General features: G+C 45.6%; 2 protein-coding genes. Both read left to right on the top strand.

Annotation, left to right across the window (positions count from 1 at the left end; translation table 11 throughout):
* Window positions 1–469: 2-amino-4-hydroxy-6-hydroxymethyldihydropteridine diphosphokinase (gene folK, locus A3750_RS01990; protein WP_068547983.1), on the top strand; the 469-nt coding region annotated here is incomplete at its 5' end.
* A gap of 52 nt (window positions 470–521) precedes the next feature.
* Window positions 522–838: 3-methyl-2-oxobutanoate hydroxymethyltransferase (locus A3750_RS01985; protein WP_197474804.1), on the top strand; the 317-nt coding region annotated here is incomplete at its 3' end.

Here is an 838-nt window from a genome sequence, read left to right as displayed (position 1 = left end):
TGAAAACCCTGTTAGCCAAGTCAACAAGGCAATCGATGCGATCGCTCATCAGGATGCTATCTCGCTGATAGCAAAAGCCTCGCTATACAGTAGTTCGCCTCGAGGCCCTCAAGACCAGGATGACTATGTAAACTCTGCTGTACTGATCGACACAGCGCTTTCGCCAGAGCACCTGCTTAACGTAGTACAAAGAATTGAAAAAGACTTTGGACGCATCAAGACGAGAGTTTGGGGTGAACGCGTTATCGATATTGATATCGTCTTTTATGGCACTGAAACCCTACGATTGACAGAGCCTGACCTACAAATTCCGCATAAAGAAGCCTTGATAAGAGATTTTGTATTAGTACCATGTATTGAGATTGCACCCAATTGGAAACTGCCTGACGGCTCAGGACTGCAGCAACATCTTGAACACTGTGTAACCCACAAACTGTCAAAGATTGATAGAAATTTGGCTTGTTCTTGAGCCAACATATAGCTAGTCTTTGCAAGCATTAACCCAACTGGAAATAGGGCGTATGACCGTCACCACCTTATCTTTGAAAAAACTTAAGGAAGAAGGCAAAAAGTTTTCTTGTTTGACCAGCTACGATGCATGCTTTGCTGCCTTGTCTAATGAGGCAGGCATTGACGTATTGTTGATTGGTGACTCGCTTGGCATGGTGCTTCAAGGGCATGACAGCACTCTGCCTGTCACCATGGAAGATATGATCTACCATACGCGCTGCGTTAAAAGTGGTAATGCTCGCAGTTTAATAATGGCAGACCTTCCCTTCAACGCGAACAACAGCGTCGAGCAAACCGTTCTGAATGCAGGCCGACTAATGCAAGCGGG

The organism is Oleiphilus sp. HI0079 (genome assembly GCF_001635105.1).
The sequence above is the reverse complement of the archived record's forward strand: the minus strand, read 5'-3'. Positions and strand labels throughout refer to the sequence as shown.